General features: G+C 52.4%; 13 protein-coding genes. 10 read left to right on the top strand and 3 right to left on the bottom strand.

Going from position 1 to position 15,214, the window contains the following annotated elements:
- Nucleotide 1: 1 nt before the first annotated feature.
- Both uxuA and K1X45_RS13190 read right to left on the bottom strand, forming a co-directional pair.
- A complete protein-coding gene (gene uxuA, locus K1X45_RS13195; RefSeq protein WP_220159099.1) occupies nt 2–1,210 on the bottom strand; it encodes a mannonate dehydratase in 1,209 nt (402 codons plus the stop codon).
- Between the two features lie 70 nt (nt 1,211–1,280).
- Nucleotides 1,281–1,991 (bottom strand): GntR family transcriptional regulator, encoded by a 711-nt coding sequence (locus tag K1X45_RS13190; RefSeq protein WP_022710246.1) that lies wholly within the window; start codon nt 1,989–1,991, stop codon nt 1,281–1,283.
- Nucleotides 1,992–2,223: 232 nt separating this feature from the next.
- Here K1X45_RS13190 and uxaC point away from each other — a divergent pair, with 232 nt between their 5' ends.
- From uxaC to K1X45_RS13160, 6 genes are all read left to right on the top strand, one after another.
- Nucleotides 2,224–3,624 carry a glucuronate isomerase gene (gene uxaC / locus K1X45_RS13185; protein WP_220159098.1) on the top strand — a complete coding sequence of 467 codons (1,401 nt, stop codon included), beginning with the start codon at nt 2,224–2,226 and terminating at the stop codon, nt 3,622–3,624.
- Nucleotides 3,621–5,117 (top strand): mannitol dehydrogenase family protein, encoded by a 1,497-nt coding sequence (locus tag K1X45_RS13180; RefSeq protein ID WP_220159097.1) that lies wholly within the window; start codon nt 3,621–3,623, stop codon nt 5,115–5,117. Before uxaC ends, K1X45_RS13180 begins: the two co-directional genes overlap by 4 nt.
- Before the next feature lie 119 nt (nt 5,118–5,236).
- Nucleotides 5,237–6,415, top strand: coding sequence for an ABC transporter substrate-binding protein (locus K1X45_RS13175; protein WP_220159096.1), 1,179 nt, complete (start codon nt 5,237–5,239; stop codon nt 6,413–6,415).
- Between the two features lie 59 nt (nt 6,416–6,474).
- Nucleotides 6,475–7,554, top strand: coding sequence for an ABC transporter ATP-binding protein (locus K1X45_RS13170; RefSeq protein WP_220159095.1), 1,080 nt, complete (start codon nt 6,475–6,477; stop codon nt 7,552–7,554).
- A gap of 8 nt (nt 7,555–7,562) precedes the next feature.
- Nucleotides 7,563–8,462 (top strand): ABC transporter permease, encoded by a 900-nt coding sequence (locus K1X45_RS13165; RefSeq protein ID WP_075654311.1) that lies wholly within the window; start codon nt 7,563–7,565, stop codon nt 8,460–8,462.
- A gap of 1 nt (nt 8,463) precedes the next feature.
- Nucleotides 8,464–9,303 (top strand): ABC transporter permease, encoded by an 840-nt coding sequence (locus tag K1X45_RS13160; RefSeq protein ID WP_022710252.1) that lies wholly within the window; start codon nt 8,464–8,466, stop codon nt 9,301–9,303.
- Nucleotides 9,304–9,444: 141 nt separating this feature from the next.
- Here K1X45_RS13160 and K1X45_RS13155 read toward each other — a convergent pair whose 3' ends face one another.
- Complete coding sequence (locus K1X45_RS13155; protein ID WP_220159094.1) at nt 9,445–10,632, bottom strand: ROK family transcriptional regulator; 1,188 nt, start codon at nt 10,630–10,632, stop codon at nt 9,445–9,447.
- Between the two features lie 212 nt (nt 10,633–10,844).
- Between K1X45_RS13155 and K1X45_RS13150 the strand changes: the two genes are divergently transcribed.
- From K1X45_RS13150 to K1X45_RS13135, 4 genes are all read left to right on the top strand, one after another.
- A complete protein-coding gene (locus K1X45_RS13150; protein WP_220159093.1) occupies nt 10,845–11,594 on the top strand; it encodes a glucosamine-6-phosphate deaminase in 750 nt (249 codons plus the stop codon).
- Nucleotides 11,576–12,586: an N-acetylglucosamine-6-phosphate deacetylase gene (locus tag K1X45_RS13145; RefSeq protein ID WP_220159092.1), complete on the top strand. Its 1,011-nt coding sequence runs from the start codon at nt 11,576–11,578 to the stop codon at nt 12,584–12,586. The genes K1X45_RS13150 and K1X45_RS13145 overlap by 19 nt, the downstream gene beginning before the upstream one ends.
- A gap of 58 nt (nt 12,587–12,644) precedes the next feature.
- The gene (locus K1X45_RS13140) at nt 12,645–13,826 is read left to right on the top strand and encodes an ABC transporter substrate-binding protein (protein WP_220160503.1); all 1,182 of its coding nucleotides are present in this window, start codon (nt 12,645–12,647) and stop codon (nt 13,824–13,826) included.
- A 106-nt stretch (nt 13,827–13,932) separates the two neighbouring features.
- On the top strand, nt 13,933–15,165 hold the full coding sequence (locus K1X45_RS13135) for a Gfo/Idh/MocA family protein (protein WP_220159091.1): 1,233 nt from the start codon (nt 13,933–13,935) through the stop codon (nt 15,163–15,165).
- The last annotated feature ends 49 nt before the right edge of the window (nt 15,166–15,214 follow it).

Raw genomic sequence — 15,214 nt, 5'->3', positions numbered from 1 at the left:
CTCACCCGCCCGCCTTTGCCGGACACAAAGCACCGGCATCCAATGCGGTGATCACGCCACGCAATTCTGCAAGGCCACGTAACCGGCCGATAACCGGATAACCCGGTGTCACCTGTTTTGCCAGATCATCCAGCATACGGTGACCATGATCGGAGCGGAAAATAATCTTTGATCCGCTATCCCGCTTGCGGTCTTCCTCGACCAGCGCACGCAGCAATGCAACCATATCCACATCGCCTTCAAGATGGGCGGCTTCATAGAAGCTGCGCCCGTCACCCTGTCGCGTGGTTGCCCGTAAATGCGAGAAATAGATACGTGATGCAAAACGGCGCGCCATTGCAGGCAGATCATTATCCGCCCGCACGCCAAGACTGCCGGAACAGAAACACATACCATTGGCCGGTGACGGCACCGCATCAAAAATCGCGGCATAATCGGCTTCATTTGAAGCAATGCGCGGCAGTCCGAACAGGGAGCGAGGCGGATCATCCGGATGCAGGGTCAGGCGCACACCCAGTTCGTCCGCAACAGGGGTCACTTCTTCCAAGAACGCAATCAGATTTTGTCTTAACTTATTGGCATCCACATGGGCATAGGTTTCCAGCTTGTCGCGGAAAGCCGGTATCGTCAGCGGCTCGGTTGTCGAACCCGGTAAAGCACTGGCAATATTGAAAATCAGCTGATTAATCTCAGCCTCGCTCATCGCCTCATAGGTTGCACGGGCAGCAAGACGGTCAGCTTCGGAATAATCCCGTTCCGCATTTTTACGCTGCAAAATATGCAGATCAAAAGCAGCAAAACGATCCTGATCAAAACGCATGGCAGTCGCGCCGGTTGGCGTTACATAATCCAGATCAGTGCGGCACCAGTCCACAACCGGCATGAAATTATAGCAAATAACTTTAATATCATGTGCCGCCAAAGCCTCCATTGAGGCAATCCATGCGGCGATATCCTGTTTTGCAGCACCGCCTTCACGCTTGATCGCATCCGAAATCGGGATGCTCTCCACCACAGACCAGACAAGCGGCGTGCGGTCAGCAGGGGTATTTTCAATCAGCGTCTTGCGTTCTGCAATCTGACTAGGCGTCCATGCCTGTCCGATCGGCACATCATGCAAAGCAGATACAATATCTGTTGCTCCGGCCTGACGTACAGCATCCAAAGGCACACCGGCATCCGGCCCGAACCATCTCCACGCTTGACGCATTAACCCCTCCTCCGAATAAGTTTTTATATTTTATGATTTTGAAAATCTGCGGCAGCGTACGAACGCCTGATCAGACGAAGAAGTCCGGATGGCTTTTCCGCAATTCGTCAATATCCGGCAAAACCGCGCTGAGATGATGCTTCATCGCCTTTATCGCTTCCGGTGCATCTTTGGCGGCAATGGCATCCCTGATAAGTTTATGTTCGCGCAAAACCTGATCCATACGCCCCAGCACCGGAACGGTCATGCGCCGTGCACGGTCGATCTGGATTTTCACAAGCTTCAAATGCTGCCAGATGCCGGGATAACCGGCGATTTCCGCAACAGTCTCATGGAAAGCATCGTCTGCTTCATGAAACAATCCGAGCTTTTCACGGCTGGCATGGAATTGCTGCATATCAATCAGCTCATCCAGCTTAGCAACTGCTTCCGGTGTCGATGATAATGCCGCGTGTTCCGCCGTCGCTCCTTCCAGCGCCTGACGGATCACCACAGATTCCGGTATCAGATCAACCGGAATGCGCGCCACGAAAGTGCCGGACTGAGGGAAAATATCGACCAGCCCTTCTTCAGCCAGACGAATAAGCGCCTCACGCACCGGCGTGCGACTCACACCGAATTGCTCAATAAAAGTTTTCTCGTTCAGCGCCGTGCCAGGCAGCAGCTTCATTGCAACAATATCCGCCTGTAATGCGCGGTAAATCAGCTTTGCTGCGGTTTCACGTCCTGCGGCAGGCCGCCTTCCTGAGGATATCTGCCCGAATGTCGGCTGCGTGTTCAATCTTGTTCTCCTGCCTGAATCTCAAGTCTTCAGGTCTTGTTTATCCGCTCGCAACTGCGATCCGAAACAAAAAATCCATGCGCTGTTGACATACTAATATATTATTATTTACTGTTCGCCAAGCACCGGATGCAAATTCTGTACAAGACGGATCAAAACCGCGGACAGAAAAAGCCGGACAGCAATGACGGGAAACAGACCTCAAAGTCTGCCAGGGAGGAAAAGACCAGCAATGGCACTCAATCCGGATCGCCTTCTGCCTGCGGAGGCAGACAGCCGCGCCATAGCGCGACGCTTGTTCGCATCGGTCGAAAAATTGCCGATCATCTCCCCGCACGGACATACCGAACCGTCATGGTATGCGACAGATGCCGCTTTTCCTGATCCGGCAACCCTGTTTGTCAAACCCGATCATTATATCTGCCGTATGCTCTACTCGCAGGGCATTCCGCTGGAGCAATTAGGCATTGCCCGTCTGGATGGCGCAGCGGTGAAAACCGACAGCCGCACCATCTGGCGATTATTTGCAAAACACTGGCCTCTGTTTCGCGGCACACCGTCACGCCTCTGGTTCGAACATTCTCTGGAGAGCGTTTTCGGCATTACGGAACGTCTCAGCGAGAATAATGCCGACCGGCTTTATGATCTGATTTCCGAGAAGCTGGCGACACCGGAAATGCGTCCGCGCGCGCTATATGACCGCTTCAATATTGAGGTGATCTCCACTACGGATTCCGCCAACGATCCGCTGACACATCATGATGCGATCCTTAGCTCAGGCTGGCACGGGCGCGTTGTTCCCGCCTACCGTCCGGATGCAGTGGTTGATGCATCCCGTCCGGATTTTCAGAGTGAACTGGAAAAGTTTATCGCACTGACAAATAATCCGATGACCTATCAGGGTTATTTGCAGGCGCACCGCAACCGCCGCGCCTATTTCAAGGCACGCGGCGCGACATCCACCGATCACGGTCACCCGACTGCACAGACAGCCAATCTCTCGGCAGGGGAAGCGGAAGCACTGTTTGAACGCATCATCAAACAGCCGGTCAAACCGGAAGATGCAGAACTGTTTCGTGCGCAGATGCTGACCGAAATGGCACGTATGAGCATTGATGACGGGCTGGTGATGCAGATCCATCCGGGCTCATACCGCAATCATAATCCGCAAATTTTCTCCGCTTTCGGCTTTGACAAAGGTGCGGATATTCCGAACCAGACCGGCTATGTGAAAGAACTCAAACCATTGCTTGATGCGTATGGCAATGATCCGCGCCTGACGCTTATTCTGTTCACGCTGGATGAGACGGCTTACAGCCGCGAACTCGCACCGCTGGCAGGGCATTACCCTGCCCTCAAGCTCGGCCCCGCATGGTGGTTCCATGACAGTCCGGAGGGGATCAGACGCTATCGTGAACTGACAACGGAAAGCGCCGGCTTCTACAATACAGTCGGTTTCAATGACGACACCCGCGCTTATCTCTCCATTCCCGCCCGCCATGATATGGCACGCCGTGTGGATTGCGCCTTCCTTGCCCGTCTTGTTGCTGAGCACCGCCTTGATGAGGAAGAAGCCTATGAAGTCGCTCATGACCTCAGCTACCGGCTGGCTAAACAGGCTTATAAATTATGACCGGAACACTCAATTCTCTATCCGATAAAACCTTGGCCGATCTGCCTGCAACTGTGGGTAAGCCTGCCTATGATCGCTTTCAATTGAAAACAGGGATTATCCATTTAGGCATAGGCGCATTTCATCGTGCGCATCAGGCAGTGTATACAGAAAATATTCTGCAGGATGACCCGAGCTGGGGCATTACCGGCGTTTCTCTGCGTAGTCCCGACACCAGAGATGCGCTCGCCCCGCAGGATTATCTCTATAGTGTTGCCGTGCGTGATGGTGCCGGTGAAAAGCTACATGTTATTGGCTGCCTGACCGATATACTGGTTGCACCGGAAAATCCGGAAGCCGTGCTGCAAGCCATGTGCCAGCCGGATATCCGTATTGTCACGCTGACTGTGACCGAAAAGGGCTATTGCTACGCCCCTGCCAGCCGCACGCTGGATGAGAGCAACAGCGATATTATCCATGACCTGAAACACCCGCATGCACCTCGCTCTGCACCCGGCTTTCTGGTAGAGGCCATCAGGAGAAGACACGCATCAGGACTACAGCCTTTCACAGTTCTCTCCTGTGACAATCTGCCAGCCAACGGAGAAACACTGAAGCGTGTGACTGTCCGGCTTGCCGAGCTGACAAATCCGGAACTTGGCCGTTTTATCGCGGAACATGTTGCATTCCCGTCCAGTATGATTGACCGCATTGTACCGGCAACTACCGATCAGGATCGTGAAAGCGTCAGCCGTGCTTTGAACGTGAAAGATCAATGGCCGGTCTGCACAGAACCGTTCAGCCAATGGGTGATTGAAGATCATTTCCCTTCCGGTCGCCCGTTATGGGAAAAAGCAGGGGCAAGTTTTGTCCGCGATGTCGCCGCTTTTGAACTAATGAAGCTGCGTTTACTCAACGGCAGTCACTCCACACTTGCCTATCTCGGCTTTCTCGCCGGTCATGAAACCGTATCCGCGACCATGGCCGCAGACGGTTTTAAAACATTCATCCGCGCCATGATGGATGAAGAAATAACGCCGACACTGCCCGCTCTGCCGGATTTTGATCTTTCAACCTATAAAGACCAGCTGATTGAACGGTTTTGCAATCCGGCTCTGCATCACCGGACTGCGCAGATTGCTATGGACGGTTCGCAGAAACTGCCGCAACGCCTGCTCAATACAATCCAGAACCGTCTTCTGGCCGGTCAGTCTTTTGACCGTCTGGCACTGGGTGTTGCCGCATGGATGCGCTTTGTGACCGGTAAAGATGAAAACGGACAGGCTATCGACATTCGTGATCCGCTGCGTGATGAACTCTTGCAGGCAACAGCAGGGCTCACCACTACACAGGATATACTGAATGCATTGCTGGCTTTTGACAGTATTTTCGCACCTGAACTCGCTCAAAATGTGCGTTTCAAATCCGTCATTTTACAGCAACTTGAAACATTACTGACAAACGGCGCGGCTAAAACAGTTCAGAATTTCAAGTCTGTAAGTACCAAGACGTAAAAACGGGACATTTTTTGCTTGCCCTGCAAAATTGATAGACTAATATATTAAAATAAAAGAACGGTCTTTCTGAGGAGACAGACCGTACTACCAATAAAAATCAACGGGGAGGAACAGTCATGCATTTCACACGCAGACAGACATTGGGTGGTCTGGCAGCTCTTGCTACACTTCCGGCAACAAAGCTCTGGGCACAGAGCAAACTGGCACTGCCGACATCACCGGTTGCAATCAACATTGTTGATGTCGCCGGCAATCTGGCGCTGACCCAGAAAGCAATTGAGAATTATGCTGCGGCCAAGCCGGAACTGGTTTCAAAAATCACCTTTACCAAAGCACCGGCACCGGAACTTCCGGGCAAGTTGAAAGCGCAGCAGGCCGCCAAACGTCTTGATATTGATCTGGTTCTCACCGGCGCAGATGCACTGGCTGCCGGACTGGAAATGGACCTGTGGGTCAAGCTGTTTCCTGACCACACCACGGCCTTACCTGACCTGCAATCCATTTATCTGGAACCGGCATGGCGTATGCAGGCCTTTGCCAAAGATCACGGCGTTGCAGTCGTCTATTATCCGTCAGGCCCGCTGCTCGAATATATGCCTGAGCATGTGAAAAAAGTACCAAGCAATGCGGAAGAACTGCTCGCATGGGCGAAAGAAAATCCGAATAAATTTGCTTATGCCCGTCCGGCCAATTCCGGCCCCGGTCGTACCTTCCTGATGGGGCTGCCATATTTGCTCGGCGATGCAGACCCGCGCGATCCGGTCAAAGGCTGGGATAAGACATGGGCTTATCTGAAAGAGCTGCATAAATATATTGAATATTACCCGACCGGCACCGGTGCTCTGATGAAAGAACTTGGCGAAGGCACCCGTCATATGACGGTGACCACAACCGGCTGGGACATCAATCCGCGTGTGCTTGGTGTGGTGCCAAAAGAGGCAGCTGTTGCCAAACTGGATGGCTTCCATTGGGTTGCCGATGCGCAATTCATGAGCGTACCGAAGGGTGTCAGCGATGAAAAACTCGCTGTCCTGCTCGATCTGATGAGCTTCCTGCTCACCCCTGAGCAGCAGGCTTATACCTATGATGAAGGCTATTTCTATCCGGGTCCTGCGGTCAAAGATGTGCCGCTCTCCATGGCGCCGCAATCCAGTCAGGATGCCATCGCGGAATATGGCCGCGCAGAATATGCCGACTGGATCGCCAATAATCCGGTGGAGCTGCCGCTTGATCCGGATGCCATGGTCGTCGCGTTCCGTCGCTGGGACGAAGAAGTCGCCAGCCAGCCAAAATAAAACCGGTAAACGACGGATGTCATCTGCCTTTCAGGTGACATCCGGCAATGAGGTATTTCATGCAACTTGCGTCACTACCCTTTGAGGAAATCCGGCTTGAAAAGCTCAGCCGGTCTTTCGGAGCTCATCAGGCATTAAAAGGCATCTCCCTTTCGATCAGGAAAGGCGAATTTATTGCCCTGCTCGGCCCGTCCGGCTGCGGAAAATCCACAGCATTGAACTGTATCGCCGGACTGCTCGCGACAACGGGTGGTGGTATTTTTATTGATAAAACCCGTATCGACACCCTGAAGCCGGAAGATCGCGGTTTTGGTATGGTGTTTCAGAATTATGCACTGTTTCCGCATATGACTGTACGCCAGAATGTCGGTTTCGGCCTGAAAATGCGCGGCACACCCAAAGCGGAAATGAACAGCCGTGTGGAAGCCGCCATTGCCATGGTGCGCCTGCATGGTCAGGAAGACAAATTGCCGGGGCAGCTATCAGGCGGCCAGCAGCAGCGTGTTGCCATTGCCCGCGCCATCGTGATTGAACCGCCTCTGGTTCTGATGGACGAGCCATTGTCCAATCTTGATGCCAAGCTGCGCTTGGAAATGCGCGCTGAAATCCGCCGCATTCATAATCAGCTTGGTGCCACAACAATTTATGTGACCCACGATCAGGATGAAGCGCTGTCGCTGGCCGACAGAATTGTGGTGCTCCGCGATGGTGAAATCCGGCAGGTCGGTTCACCGGTCGAACTTTATGAACACCCGGATCATCTGGATGTGGCCGAATTCATGGGTTACCGCAACCGCCTCTCCGGTAAAGTCATCGCCGAACAGAACGGCAAAGTGACACTTGACATCGGAAATGCCCATATTTCCGGCACCGCACGGGTGCCGCTGACCGTCGGGCAAAATGCTGTTCTTGCAGTGCGACCGGATGATGTGAGCACCACAGCTGCAAATGCATCAACCATCCAATCAAATATTCTGGCTAAAGTTGAAACAATTGAGTATCGCGGCCGCGATTTTGTCGGCACTGCCAGTACCGATAATGCGCATGAGCTGGTGTTTCACGCTTCAGCAAATGCAGCACCAGGCAGTGCTATCGCGCTGGCTATCGACCCTGCCCGTGCCCTTGTGTTTCCGGCGTGAGGTGACACATGAACACCTCTTCCGATCTTGAAAAACTGTCACTGCGACAAAGGCTCGCCGTCAAAGGGATCGACGGCACAACCATGCTGGTTCTGCCTGCGGTCATCTTCCTGCTGGGGGTCTTTATCTATCCGTTCATCTATGGCTTGCTGCTCTCCTTCACCCCGCAAGAGGGCGAAGGTATGTTTGCCAATTATATCAAATTCTTCTCCGATCCGTTTTTGTATAAAACTATCGGAACGACATTGTGGCTGGCCATTCCTGTCACGCTGATCAGCCTGCTGATTGCTGTGCCGGTGGCATTCCGTGTCCGGCTGATGCGCCGTCAGCGCCTGCTGACCACCATTCTTGTTCTGCCGGTCACATTAGGCACGGTTCTGGTTGCCGAAGGGCTGCTGAATTATCTTGGGCCACAGGGCTGGTTCAGCCGCACGCTGATGTTTATCGGTCTTGTCGACAGCCCTTTAAAGCTGACCAATAATTACTGGGGCGTCTTTGCTTCCTTGATTATTACCGGCTTTCCTTTCACCTTTTTGCTCACGTTGTCCTATGTCACCGGTATCGATCCGGCGCTGGAACAGGCGGCAGCAACTCACGGCGCCAAAAGTTGGCAGCGTTTCCGCCACGTCCTTCTGCCGCTGCTGATGCCGGGACTGGCAATTACCTTCTGCCTGTCCTTTGTGCTGGCTTTCGCAGTCTTCCCGTCCGCCGTGTTGCTTGGCGCTCCGGCAGGGCCGACACGCGTTATTTCCATTGCCGCCTATCAGGCAGCTTTTGAGCAATATGATTATTCAATGGCATCCGCTGTTGCCATGATTATGGCCACTGTGCAGCTCGCTATTGTCGCGGCAGTCCTTGGCATACGCAGTCTGTTTTATCGCGGCGCGACCAGCGGAGGTAAAGGCTAATATGATCAGAGATACCTCTATCGGATCCAAATTATGGATCACCGCCGTCTGGGTCATTGTTGCCTTTTTTGTTATCAACCTGCTGGCAATGATCGCAACAGTCGTACTTTCGTCCTTTTCAACGCGCTGGCTCGGTACATGGTTGCCGCAGGCACTGACAACACGCTGGTACTTCACCGCATGGCGGGAATTCCAGCTCGGTGATGTGCTGATTGTCACCTTCCAGATCGTCTTCACGGTTGTGGCTCTGTCCGGTCTGCTCGGTGTTACGGCAGCCTATGCCATGGCGCGCCGCAATTTCCCCGGCCGCAATCTGGTGATGCTGCTGTTTCTGCTGCCATTGCTGGTGCCGCCGATCACCTTCGGTATTCCGCTGGCCACTGTGCTCTATCAGGCGGGTGTAGGCGGGACATTCTGGGGTGTTGTGCTGGCCAATCTGGTACCGACCGTTCCCTTTGTTATTCTGGTAATGATCCCGTTCATCGAACAGATTGACCCGAAAGTGGAAGCGGCTGCCCATGTCTTCGGTGCGAATAAATTTCAGTTGTTTCGCTATGTGCTGATGCCGATGCTGCTGCCCGGCATTCTGGCGGCATTGCTGCTGGTGCTCGTCCGCACAGTTGCCATGTTTGAGCTGACATTCCTCACCGCAGGACCAACCAGCCAGACGCTTGTTGTGGCGCTCTATTATTCCGTTTTTGCCTCGGGCGTACGCTCAGTCCAGTCTATTGATGCCATGGCAGTGATCTATATGATTACGACTCTGGTATGGCTGTTGCTGGCACTGCGCTTTGTCAATCCGACACAGATTGTTGCCCGCGCCAAACAGTCTAACAATTAGAAAATACACCCGCCGTCAGATAACATGATCTGACGGCGGGTTTAGAGCGGTTCCCGTTAAAATTAAATCAGTAAAATCGCTCTAACTCTTTGTTTCAACGCGTATCTTATCCGAAAACCGCTTCACACTTTTCGGGATACGCTATAATTCCCCCGCTGCAATAGCGGGTAAGTTTCCGAGAGCACTCTCAATCAGCGGACGAATAGCGCTTTGCAAAATGTCCTGATTTTCAGTTTGCACCATAATCACATCGGGCAGTTTTAAAGCACCAACCAGCCCTTCTGCCTGAAACTGACTGCATAGCTGAGTAAAAACAGCCTGATTAGAAGTAAACGGCCCTGTCAGATACACTCTGTCAGGAAACAGAATACGGCACATATTGCCCAGTGCCCGCGCCACAAGACGGATTGCCAGCTGCATATCAGCATGGTCTGCAAGTGATGCATCCTGCAAATATCCGCCGATATCCTGCTCTTGGCCCAAACTTGTCAGCTCATCCAGCCCCAATTGCTGCAACAAGACCGGCAAGGCAACCGCCGTTTCCAGACAACCTCTGTTACCACAACCGCAAGGGCGATCCTGCAATGTATCAAAGCGCCAATGGCCGATCTCACCAAAAGGCCCCTGATGGGCAATGCTGGTGACATCGCGGGAACAATAGGCAAGTCCGATCCCCCAGCCCCAATGCAATAATGCGGCGGTATTGACCGGTGTAGTCTCTGCTTTGAAATGCACATCCAGCTCGATATCCAGCTGGCGGAACAAACAGACAAGCGGTGTAACAGGGTTCAAGGCTTCAGCGAGATTAAAATCCCGTACCTGCGGCCAGCGGGATGTAATCAGCCAGACCCGTTTTTTAACATCAACAATACCGGCCACGAGAATTGTCGTGCCGACATGCACCATCATATCCGGTTGTGAAGCCCGCAATGTCTGTATCATTTGTTGCAGAAAAACCGTCATCTGCTGATTATCAGCATCATCATTCAAACGCTTTGTCTGCGAGGTAATCATATTACCCTGCAAGTCCAGCAAAGCGCCTTCCACCAGATAGCTGGTCATTTTAATAACAGTGAAGCCGATCCGCTGTGCGTTCAGCCGTACAAGTGTTCCGGGGCGCCCGCGTCCGCGCCTTTCCGCCACGTCTTCCGTTACAAAACCATTATCCAGCAAATCCGCGATAATGCGGGAGGTTGTCATGGACGTGAGTTCAAGGGTAGCCGCAAGGCTGGCGCGCGACTGCCCATCCGCCTCCAGCAGACTGCTGACAACACGGGCACAATCACGCTGATGCGCATCGGAAAAGCGGAGATTCTGAAAATTCTGCATAGCAACTCATCCCATATTATTATTTTGAATAATATTATTCAAAAATGACTTGCAAGCCTAAAATGAAGGTGTATTCTTTTAGTTGGGAGGAGGCAGAGGTCATTGTCAGCTTAAAAAAGCGACATTACCGATCAGCCTTACAATCAGAGCTTTGCAGCCTGCGTCATGCGCGGGAATGCTGATGCTTTGCCTTTTAAAACGGGGAGAGTGGCGTGGAAATACGTGTTTTCGACACGAAACAGCAATTGGGAGAGGCCGCAGCAAAACGTGGTGCGGAAGCCATCAGATCGGCACTGCGCAACAAGGGGAAAGCCTCAATTATTGTTGCTACCGGTGCCAGCCAGTTTGAGATGCTGGAAGTGCTGATCCGCGAACCGGATATTGACTGGTCCAAAGTCACCGCTTTTCATCTGGATGAATATGTCGGCATGAAAAAGAGCCATCCGGCAAGCTTCCGCCGCTATCTGATTGAGCGTTTTGTTGAGCCCCTCGGCGGTAAAGTCACACTCCACGAAATCAATGCCGAAGATAATCCGGAAGCAGAAGCCAACAGGCTCAGCAAGCTGATCATGAATGAAAGCATTGATGTTTGCTTTGCCGGTATCGGCGAAAATTGCCATCTGGCTTTTAATGACCCGCCGGCCGATTTCGAGACCGACAAACCTTATATTATTGTTGATCTGGACGAAGCCTGCCGCCGTCAGCAAATGGGTGAAGGCTGGTTTGCCACGCTGGAAGATGTGCCTGCTCAGGCTATCTCCATGAGCATTAAACAGATTATGAAATCATCCCTGATCATTCTATCCGTGCCGGATCAACGCAAGGCGCAGGCTGTTAAAAATGCCCTTGAAGGATCAGTAACGCCGCTTCATCCGGCATCCATCTTGCAGAACCACAACAACACTGTGGCTTTACTCGACACCCAATCAGCGTCGCTTTTGTCATGCGCACCAAAGGCTTAACCGATATTCAGGTTAACGGCTTTGCCGGTGTTGATTTCAACTCCGGCAAGCTTACCGCATCTGAACTCGACCATGCATTAGAAGCTATGCTCGCGACAGGTGTCACAGCCTGTTTGCCGACGCTTATCACTGCGGCACCGGATGTGTTGCTGCAGCGTATTCAAGTGCTGGATAATGCCATTCAGCATAGCAGACTTGGCCGTCTGATGTGCTTAGGCCTGCATATTGAAGGGCCGTTTCTCAACCCGCAACAGGGTTTTGCCGGATGCCACCCGGCTGGCGTTATGACACCACCATATGCCAGCCTGATTGAGGAGCTACAGGCGCGGATCACCACGCCGATCCTGCTGGTGACGCTGGCGCCGGAACTGTCCGGCTCTGAAGAATTCATTGCAACCATGAAGGCCCGCAATATTCTCACAGCCATCGGTCATTCTGATTGTAACTTTGAGACTGCAGCTCATGCAGCCTCGGCCGGAGCCAGCCTTTCCACCCATCTCGGCAATGGCCTGCCGCAGCATATGCCAAAGCTGGATAATCCGCTGTTTGCCCAGCTGGCCGAAGACCGCCTCACCGCCTGCTTCATTGCCGACGGATTTCATATTCCGCCGCAAGCGCTCAAAGTCATGATACGGGCGAAGGGGATTTCACGCTCCGTTTTGGTAACCGATGCGGTTTCTGCAGCAGCGGCTGAGACAGGCTTTTATCATTTCGCGGATATGCGGATTGAGCGCCATGACAATGGCATGGTCAAAAATCCGAATGGTGCCGGTCTCGCCGGTTCAACGCTGTGTCTCGATCAGGCCGTGCGTAATCTTGTGACATGGAATATTGCCTCTTTTGAAGAAGCAGTACGCATGGCATCCGGTAATGTTGAGACACTTCTGGCACCAGCTCTCACTGCCCGAGGCATTAAGCAGCCTGTGAGTTTCATCGAATGGACATCTGATCTGTTTATACGGAAAGCAACTTTTCCGGAGCATGACGCATAAGCATCAAAACCGCTCAACCTATAAAAATAAAAAGGGGAACAGGATGAAAGTCAATGATCTGAGAATGAACCGGCGTGTGCTGATTACAGGTGCATCCGCCACCGCATTTCTGGCTGGGAGTGGTTTAAGTTTTGCCCGCAAAATGCCGCTGCCTGCCAAACCGGTCGAAGTGAAGCTGATGGATGTCGGCGGGGCTTTGTCGCTCGTACAGCCTGCTCTTGAACTTTATGCCGAGCGCAATCCGGATAAGGTTTCACGTATCGTGTTTCTGAAGGCACCGGTAACCGAACTGGCCGGTAAGCTCAAAGTGCAGCAAAAGAGCAACCGCGTTGATATTGATCTTGTACTGACAGGCAGCGACGGTCTGGCTGCCGGTCTTGTCGAAGATACATGGATGCAAATCCTGCCGGAATTTAACGAAACTTTCCCTGATATTGAAGCCAATTACGAGCCTGCAGCCCTGAACCTGCATAAAATTCAGGGTGCCGGTTACGGTGTGGTTGTCACCTATTACCCTTCGGGCCCGCTGCTTGAATATGCACCGGAGCGCGTGGCAAAAGCACCAGAAAGTGCTGAAGAATTGCTGGCCTGGGCAAAAGAAAATCCGGGACGTTTCCTCTATGCCCGTCCGACAAATTCAGGCCCTGCCCGCACCTTCATGATGGGATTGCCTTATATTCTCGGTGATAAAGACCCGACCGATCCGATCAACGGCTGGGAGAAAACATGGAGCTATCTCGCGGAACTCGGCGATTATATTGATTATTATCCGGCGGGTACCGGCGTGACTATGAAAGAATTCGGCGAAGGTTCACGCGATATTATCGTGACCACCACCGGCTGGGACATTAATCCGCGCGCGGTCGGCATTGTACCGGAAACAGCGAAAATCTCCACACTGAAAGGCTTCCACTGGGTTTCTGATGCCTTCTTCATGTGTATTCCGAAAGGCGTGAAAGATGATGTTCTGGCGGTGACGCTAGACATTATGGCCTTCTTGCTCACACCGGAAGCACAGGCCTTTGCCTATAATGAAGGCTCGCTCTATCCGGGGCCTGCGGTGAAAAATGTACCGCTATCCATGGCACCGCAGCATAGTCAGGATATTATCAAGCAATTCGGACGTCCTGAATATGATGACCTGATTGCCAATAATCCGATTGAGCTGCCGCTGAAACCGGAAAAAATGGTGCAGGCTTTCCGAAAGTGGGATGAGCTGGTCGGCGCACGCAAATCATAACCATTACACCTTCACCCCCAGACTGCGGAGCCTGCAGCCTTGTATGTCTATTCGATATACAGCGCTCTAAAGCTCCGCACTTTTTCCGGTTAAAGCGGATAGCATTATGACACAGATCCCGCAGGTTGCTCTCATCGGTGCCGGTTATCGCGGCAATGCCTATGGCGATATTGCCCTGAAAAACCCGCATCTTATGAAATTTGCCGCCGTCTGCGATATCAGACCGGATGCGGTTGCTGCATTTGCCAGCAAGCATGGCATTGCACCGGAAAACTGCTTTTCAGACAGTATCACCATGCTCAACGCGCTCAAGAATGTTGATGCCGTTGTCGTTGCTAATCTCGACAAGGATCATGAAGCTGTTGCCGTTGCCGCTCTGGATCGCAAATTCAATGTGCTGCTGGAAAAGCCGATGGCCTCCACGGTTGAAGCCTGTCAGCGCATGGCAGAAGCCGCCGACCGCAACCAGCGCTTTTTGATGATCTGCCATGTGCTGCGCTACACACCGTTCTTTGCTAAAATCAAAGAGCTGATTGAGAACCGGACTTTCGGGACTGTGCAAAGTATTCGTGCTTCCGAAAATATCGGCTATTATCATCATTCGCACAGTTATGTGCGCGGCAATTTCCGGCGCTTAGAAGACGGCAGCCCGCTGATACTGGCGAAATGCAGCCATGATATGGATATTCTGCACTGGCTGACCGATGAAACGCCTTTACGTATTTCCAGTTTCGGCAGCCTGAAACAATTTACTCCGGAAAATGCCCCACAAGGCGCTGCGGAACGTTGTCTCGATGGCTGTCTGGTGGAAATGACATGCCCCTATTCTGCCCGCCGGATTTATCTGGGAGACCATACCGGCTGGCCGGTATCGATGATTTCCGTTGACACCAGTCTTGAGGCACGCACGCAGGCGATCCGTAACGGGCCTTATGGCCGTTGTGTCTATCATAGTGACAATACAGTGGTTGACCGGCAGATTGTCGGCATTGAATTTACCAATAATATTACCGCCAGTTTTGAAGTGCACGCCTTCAACAAGCGCACCGAACGCCATATCCACATCGGTGGTAGCGAGGGAGAACTGACCGGTTGTTTTGAAGACGGCTGTCTGGTGATTAAATTCTTTGATGACCGGCCGGATATCACAATTCAGATTGAAACACTTGCCGGTGATCATATGGGCGGCGATCTGCGATTGATGGAAGATTTCGCCACTGCGCTACGCGCTCCTTATGGACATGAAATCAGAACCGCTGCTCAAAAATCAGTCACAAGTCATCTGATGGCGCTGACTGCAGAACAGGCCAGAGTGAGCAGACAGGTCATTGAGCTGTGAACTCCGCATGTGTTTGATCGCGCGAGGATAATATATTCAGATCATAATT

It is taken from the genome of Pseudochrobactrum sp. Wa41.01b-1 (assembly GCF_019464455.1).
Lineage (GTDB): Bacteria > Pseudomonadota > Alphaproteobacteria > Rhizobiales > Rhizobiaceae > Pseudochrobactrum > Pseudochrobactrum saccharolyticum.
The sequence above is the reverse complement of the archived record's forward strand: the minus strand, read 5'-3'. Positions and strand labels throughout refer to the sequence as shown.